Below are 7,445 nucleotides of genomic sequence, written 5' to 3'. Positions count from 1 at the left end.
GTTAAAACTCCATTTCTTCGAGGTTGTCCTGATCCAGCGACGACAGTTCCTGCGACAGCTTCTGCTGCTCCAGCAGGCGGTCGATGTGCTGACCGAGGGAGGCAATGGATTCGGTTTCGAACAGCACTTTAATATCGAGATCCAGCCCGAATGCGGCCTTGATCTGCACCAACTGCTTGACCACCAGTAATGAGTGGCCACCGAGTTCGAAGAAGTTGGCCGCCACGCTCATATCCTCGCGGTTGAACTGCAACAGCTCACACCAGATATCCACCAGGGTCTGTTCGGTTTCGGTACCTGGAGCCACGTACTCACCCATGGAGGCAATGCTGTCTGGCAATGGCAGACTTTGGGTATCAATTTTGCCATTGACGGTCAGCGGCAGGCGCTCAATCGGCACAAAGAATGATGGCATCATGTAGGCCGGCAACGCGACTGACAGTCGCAGTCGGATCTCTTTGATCAGTTCGCCTTCGAACGCCTCGTCCTCTTCGTCCTCTTCATCAAAGCGGTCATAGTCGATCACGATATATGCCACCAGACGCTTCTGGCCGGGCGTATCTTCACGCGCCACCACTACGGCTGACTTGATGGCCTCCATGGCCAGCAGGTGTTGTTCGATTTCGCTGAGTTCAATGCGGAAACCACGGATCTTCACCTGGGCATCGACGCGACCGACGTATTCAATCACGCCGTCTGCATCCATCCGCACCAGGTCACCGGTGCGGTACAGCCGCTCGCCGGCCACAAACGGATGAGCAACAAACCGTTCGGCGGTCAACTCCTCACGGTTCAGATAACCGCGCGCCAGGCCGTCACCACCGACATACAACTCACCCACACTGCCAAGCGGCAACAGGTTCTGGAACTGATCCAGTACATAACACTGGGTTTGCCGGATCGGCGTACCGATGGGATAAATATCGGCAATGGTGGTAATCGGATGGCAGGTACTGAACGTGGTGTTTTCAGTGGGGCCATAAACATGCAGCAAATGCTCTGGTTTGCCACGGCGGATGACCCGGTCAATGCTGCTCTTGTCATAAGCTTCGCCACCAAACAGGCAGTATCTCAGCCGCGAAAAGGTATCCGGTGCCACTTGCGATACCTGATTGAACAGCGCGGTGGTCACAAACAGCGTGGTGATCTGCTGACCGAACAGACTGCGTTTCAGCGCCAGCGGATTGAGCAGATCATTTTTGCTGATATAGGACAGTTTCGCGCCATTCAACAGCGCTCCCCAGATTTCAAACGTGGCGGCATCGAAGGAATTGTTCGACGCCTGCGCCACCACATCGGCGGCCGTCAGCTGCACATAATCACTGTCGCAGACCAGCCGTACCACGCTGCGATGTTCCACCAGCACGCCCTTGGGCTGACCGGTGGACCCGGAGGTATAAATCACATAAGCCAGCTGCCGCGCAGTGGCCGGCCGATCCGGATTATGGTCGGGATACGGTTGCAGTTGCTGCTGCCATGCCGGGTCATCCAGCACGACCGTATGCGGGGCTGACAACGACGTCAGTCCGCTCTGTTGCAGCAACCAGTCTATCCGGCTGTCGGCCTGCATGTATTCGAGCCGTTCCAGCGGATAGCTCGGATCCAGCGGCACATATGCCGCACCCGCTTTGAGGATGGCCAGCATCGCCACCACCATATCGACCGAACGTTCCACGCACAGACCCACCAGACTGTCAGTCTGCACCCCCTGGGCGATCAGATAATGCGCCAGCCGGTTGGCCTGACGGTTCAGCTCATCATAACTCAGGGTGTCATGGCCAAATTCCAGCGCGGTTGCCTCAGGATCACGCGCGGCACTGGCTTCCACCAGCTGATGGATGGTCTGCTCACGGGGATAGTCGCTGCGCGTGGCATTGAAGGTTTCGAGCTGCTGCGTCACTTCGGCATCCGTGAGGATCGGCAGCTGCTTCAACGACACCTCACCACACTGTGGCAACACCGTCAGCAGGCGAAGGAAGTGATCCGCCAGCCGGGCAATGGTATCGGCTTCGAACAGCGCGGTGGCATATTCAAAATCGAACATCAGCCCCTGGCTGGTTTCGGTGGCATCCAGGGTCAGTTCAAACTGGGCCGTAGCTTCATAGTTCTCCAGTGGCGTAAAGACCAGTCCCTCGATTTCCTGCTGGATCCGGTCATGGGTGTTCATGTTGAACATAATCTGGATCAGCGGTGAATAGGCGGCATTGCGAGGCGGATTCAGGGACTCGATCAGATAATCAAACGGCAGCTCCTGATTGGCCTGAGCCTCCACATCGGTCTGACGCAGCTGCTGCCAGAACTCATCCAGGGTCAACTCGCCATCACAGCGGCTCCGTAACGCCAGGGTATTCACAAAGAAGCCCACCAGCGGCTCCAACTCTGCCTGCAGGCGATTGGAAACAACTGTACCAATGACCAGATCGGTCTGATTGGAGTAGCGCGATAACAGCATGGCCAGGGCTCCGTGCAACACCATGAACGGCGTCAGTCCTTTGCTGCGGGCATATTGCAGCAGATGCTCGGAATGTTGCTGATCCAGCTGAAAGCCGTAATGGGCACCGCTGAAATCCTGTTGGGCCGGACGCGGTTTATCCAGCGGCAGTTCGTGCACCGGCGGCGCATCCTGTAACTGCTGCTGCCAGTAACTCAGCTGCTGTTGGCGCAGGGCAATATCAGCTTCGTCATCACCGTAGAGAAAATCATGCTGCCAGCAGGCGTAATCCTTGTACTGAATCGGCAGTGGTGAGAGCGGCTGCGGCTGCTGGCTGGCGATGGCCTCATACAGCTGCACAAATTCATCGATCAGAATGCCCATGGACCAACCATCTGAGGCAATGTGATGCAGGTTGAAAATCAGCACCCCGCGCGCCTCTGCCTGATGAATATAGACCGCCCGAATCAGCAGCCCGGCGGTCAGATCAAACGGGGTTTCCACCTGCCGTATCGCTTCCGCACGAATGGCCTGTTCCTGTACTTCTTCACTCTGCCCACTGACATCGAGCCGCTCTAATTCGAAGCCGGCAGCGGGATGGATGATCTGACGGGTCTGACCGTCATCATGGTGAAAACTGGTACGCAGACTCTCATGACGTTCGACGATGGCCTGCAATGCCGCTTCAGCGTGATCTGCATTGAAGTGTCCCTGCACCCGCAGACCGCCTGGCATGTTGTAGTGCCGGCTGTCGCCGGCCATCTGATCGATGACCCATAAACGCTGCTGGGCAAACGACGCGGGATAATCAGCCTGGCCGGCCGCCACAGGTGTGACCGCACGGCGCACCGCACCCGGCTGGCATTGCGCGGCAAATGTGGCGAAATCAGCCAGTACCGGATAGTTGAAAATATCCCGCACCGAAAGCTCCACCCCCAGAGTCTCGCGCATCGCGGTGACCAGGCGTACAGACAACAATGAATGTCCGCCCAGTTCAAAAAAGTGGTGATGTAACGAGATCCCGGCAGCATCGATGCCAAGCAGTTCAGCCCAGATGGCAGCCAACTGCTGTTGCAGTGCAGTTTCCGGGGCCACAAACGCCTGCCCGGCGGTGTCGACTTCCGGCTGCGGCAGCGCTTTTTTGTCCACTTTGCCATTGGGGGTCAGCGGCAGCGCTTCGAGGGTTATGATCCGGCCTGGCACCATGTAGTCCGGTAAAGTGGCGCGCAGGTGTTCACGCAGCTGCGCCGGTTCCGGTGCATTCGGGGCCACCACGTAGGCCAGCAGCTGACGCAGACCATTGGCCGATTCACGCACCACGGCCACGGCAGCCTGTACCGCCGGTACCGCCAGCAGTTGTGCCTCGATTTCGCCCAGTTCGATCCTGAAACCATGCAGTTTGATCTGATCATCGACCCGGCCGATGAACTCCAGTTCGCCGTTGGCGTGGTAACGCACCAGATCACCGGTGCGGTACAGCCGTGGGTTGTGCGGGTCCTGATCGGCAAACGGATTGGCGATAAAACGTTCTTCGGTCAGTTCCGGCCGGTTCAGATATCCCCGCGCCAGACTGTCTCCACCGATATACAGTTCACCGATGCTGCCATCGGGCACCATGGTCAAAGACGGACTCAGCACCAGATGCTGATAATTGGCGAGACTGTAACCCAGTGAAAAACGCCGCCGTTCGCTATGACTCTGTCTGATTTCATTCACCAGCGACCAGATGGTGGCTTCGGTCGGTCCATAGCAGTTCCAGAAACTCAGGGCATTGTCAGACAACCGTTGTTCGACGCTGCGGGTCAGCGGTTCACCGCCACACAGGGTGATGACCCGGGCATTGTTGCGCCAGCCGGCATCCAGCAGTTGTGACCAGCGTGATGGCGTGGTCTGGATCAGGCCGGGCTTCTCAGTTTCCAGCAGTGCTTTCAGGGCAAAGGCATCGGCCTGCTGAGCAGCACTGGCAATGACACAGCGGCCACCCGTGACCAGACAGCCAAACCACTCAAACAGGGCGATATCAAAGGACAGACTGGTGACCAGCAGCCAGGTATTTCCGGGCACCGGCGGCAGTACGCCGGTCAGGCCGTGTACAAAGTTGACCACCGCCCGATGTTCCACCATCACGCCCTTGGGCTGACCGGTGGAGCCGGAGGTGTAGATCACATAGGCCAGATCATCATCCCGACACGGCCTTGCCGGTTGCCAGTCCAGGGTGGTCTGAGCAGCAAACCATGGCTCATCCAGATCCACCCGTTCCACACCGGCGGCAAAGTTCAGGTGTTGCAGTTGCGGCTGCGACAACACCAGTGCCACGCCGCTGTCCTGCACCATGAAATCGATGCGCTCAGCAGGATAAGCCGGGTCCAGAGGTACATAAGCGGCGCCAGCTTTCCACACCGCCAGCAGGGCAATGATCAGCTCCGGTGACGGTTCGAGACAAACGCCAACCAGGGACTGATTGCCGATCCCGCGATTGACCAGATAACCGGCCAGCCGGTGGCTCAGGTCATTCACTTCGCGATAACTGAGCTGGCGGTTGCCATAACTGAGGGCGATCTGATCAGGCGTGCGGTCGGCCTGGATTTCAAACAACTGGTGCAGACAGACGGCATCCACTGGTTCATCGCGGCGATGATTCAAGCGGCTCAACTGGGCCGCCTGTTCCGCTGCCGACAGCAGACTCAACTGCGAAACCGATGTCTGTGGATCCGCGACGATGCCATGCAGCAGGTGGACAAAATGCTGCGCCATGCCCTCGATCCGGGCGGTGCTGAACAGATCGGTGTTGTATTCGAACTCAAAGCCGAGTTCATCGGCGTTATGCTGCACCTGCAATGACAAATCGTATTGCGCCACCACGGCGTCGGCATGCTGCGCTCTGAGATCCAGCGGCGAACACACCAGTGCGGACATGTCCGCATCGGTGCGGTCATTGTTGTTCAGACTGAACAGGATCTGAAACAGCGGCGCATGGCTGGTACTTCTGGGCGGATTCAGTACTTCCACCAGATGTTCAAAGGGAATTTCCTGATTGGCCTGGGCATCGATATTGACCTGGCGGACATAAGCCAGATAGTCACTGAAACGGCCCTCGAATCCGGCATCGGTGCGCAATACCAGAGTGTTGACAAAAAAGCCGACCAGATCCTTCAGTTCACTGTGCAGGCGGTTGGCCACCGGAGTGCCGACAACGATATCGGAATCATCGGCATAGGCATTCAGCAGCAACGAAAAAGCACTGTGCAGCAACACGAACAAGGTGCAGTCATGGGCGGCGGCCAGTTGTTCCAGCTGCTGCTGGAGCGCCGCTGGCAGGCTGACACGATGGATACGGCCATTGAAACTCTGCTGCCGTGGGCGACTGAAATCTGTTGGCAGACTGTGTAACTGCGGCAGCCCCTGAAGCTGCTGCTGCCAGTAGTTCAACTGTTGCTGATAACCAGTACCACGGGCGGTCATAAAATCACGCTGCCAGACCGCGTAATCGGCATACTGCACCTTCAACGGTGGTAACGGATCGGCAGCGGCCGTGGCAATGGTCTGATACTGGGCCATGAATTCACGAAAGATGACGGCCATCGACCAGCCATCGGCGGCGATATGGTGCAGATTGAAAAACAGGATCCGCGACTGCTCACTGAGACGAATGCAGCTGGCCCGGATCATCAGATCACGACTGAGATCAAACGGCCGGCTCAAGGCAGCCTGCAGAATCTCACTCACGCGGGCATCCTGGTCAGCCCGGTTTTCGATGCTGGAAAGATCATGGCATTCCAGCGTAAACGACACATCGGTGCGAATGATCTGCAAGGGATATTGGTCACTTTCCTGAAACACCGTCCGTAACGGTTCGTGCCGGTCGACGATGCGTTGCAGCGCCTGTTCGGCCACGGTTTCATCAAACGCGCCTTGTATCTGCAAACCGCCGGGAATATGAAAATGGCGGCTATCCTGTTCCATCTGATCGATAAACCACAGCCGCTGCTGGGCGAACGAGGCCGGCAAGGGCTGATGACGGTCGACGGCGACGATGGCCGGGGTGGACGCTGCCTGTTCTTCCTGTAACCAGCGAACGATATCGGCCTTGTGATCCCTGAGGGTCTGCAATAACCGGGGGTCGAGATTCTCCTGTTTGCCTCTGACTTTCAGATTCAGGTTGTCATCCAGTTGCAGTTTGATTCCTTTGGCGTGGAGCGCTTCGAAAAGCGAGATTTTATTCATATGACCGTTTCCACCTCATCTGCTTGTAACGCGTCGTCGTTATCCATGGTTATTTGTTGGGTCAGGCGATGCTGATAGATCACCGCCGCCAGTTCATTCAGGCGTGGGTTTTCAAGAATTTCCCGCAGGCTCAGCACCACGGCGAACACATCTCGAATGGCCGCTGCGGCTTTGATCAGTAACAGCGAATGACCGCCGAGTTCGAAGAAATGGGCATCTGCGCTGATTTTGTCTGCGTCGATATCCAGCAGTCCGGCCCACAGTTCAGCCAGGGTCTGCTCGCAGCCTTCGGCCGGCTGACGATAGCTCTGCTGTAATCCGCCGATATCCGGCTGCGGCAGTGCCCGGGTGTCAATTTTGCCGTGTGCGGTCAACGGGAAGGCAGCAATGACCACATAGAAAGTCGGCTGCATGTGTTCCGGCAGCGACTGCCGCAGCGCTGCCCTTACCTCGGCGATCAGTTCCGGCTGCTGTGCCGGCTCAGCCCGATGACTCTGTGCCGGCGTCAGATAGGCAACCAGCGAAGCCTGGTTATGCACCGTCACCAGAGCTGAATTGACACAATCCAGGGCCATGATGTGCTGCTCGATCTCACCCGGCTCGATCCGGAAACCACGGATCTTGACCTGATGGTCGATACGACCGACGTAGTCGATTTCACCGCTGGCCAGCCAGCGGCCAAGATCACCGGTGCGGTACAGGGTTTCTCCGGCAGCGAACGGCGAATTCACAAAGCGTTCGGCGGTCAGCTCCGGCCGGTGCAGATAACCGCGGGTGACCCCGGCACCGG

At 57.7% G+C, this 7,445-nt stretch carries 2 protein-coding genes (1 of these 2 cut by a window edge); both read right to left on the bottom strand.

Features of this window, described 5'->3' with window-relative positions:
- Nucleotide 1: 1 nt before the first annotated feature.
- A complete protein-coding gene (locus YC6258_RS09255) occupies nucleotides 2-6,655 on the bottom strand; it encodes a non-ribosomal peptide synthetase (protein ID WP_044616745.1) in 6,654 nt (2,217 codons plus the stop codon).
- Nucleotides 6,652-7,445: the 3' end of a non-ribosomal peptide synthetase gene (locus tag YC6258_RS09250; protein WP_044616744.1), read on the bottom strand. It continues 11,929 nt past the right edge of the window; the window shows 794 of its 12,723 coding nt (coding positions 11,930-12,723); its start codon lies beyond the right edge, outside the window; its stop codon occupies nucleotides 6,652-6,654. Before YC6258_RS09250 ends, YC6258_RS09255 begins: the two co-directional genes overlap by 4 nt.

This window comes from Gynuella sunshinyii YC6258 (assembly GCF_000940805.1).
In the GTDB taxonomy this organism is placed as follows: Bacteria; Pseudomonadota; Gammaproteobacteria; order Pseudomonadales; family Natronospirillaceae; genus Gynuella; species Gynuella sunshinyii.
This window is presented reverse-complemented; position numbering and strand designations above follow the sequence as displayed.

Coding starts and splice junctions, on each gene's coding strand:
- YC6258_RS09255 (WP_044616745.1), bottom strand. CDS start 6,655: ATGAATAAAATCTCGCTTTTCGAAGCGCTCCACGCCAAAGGAATCAAA.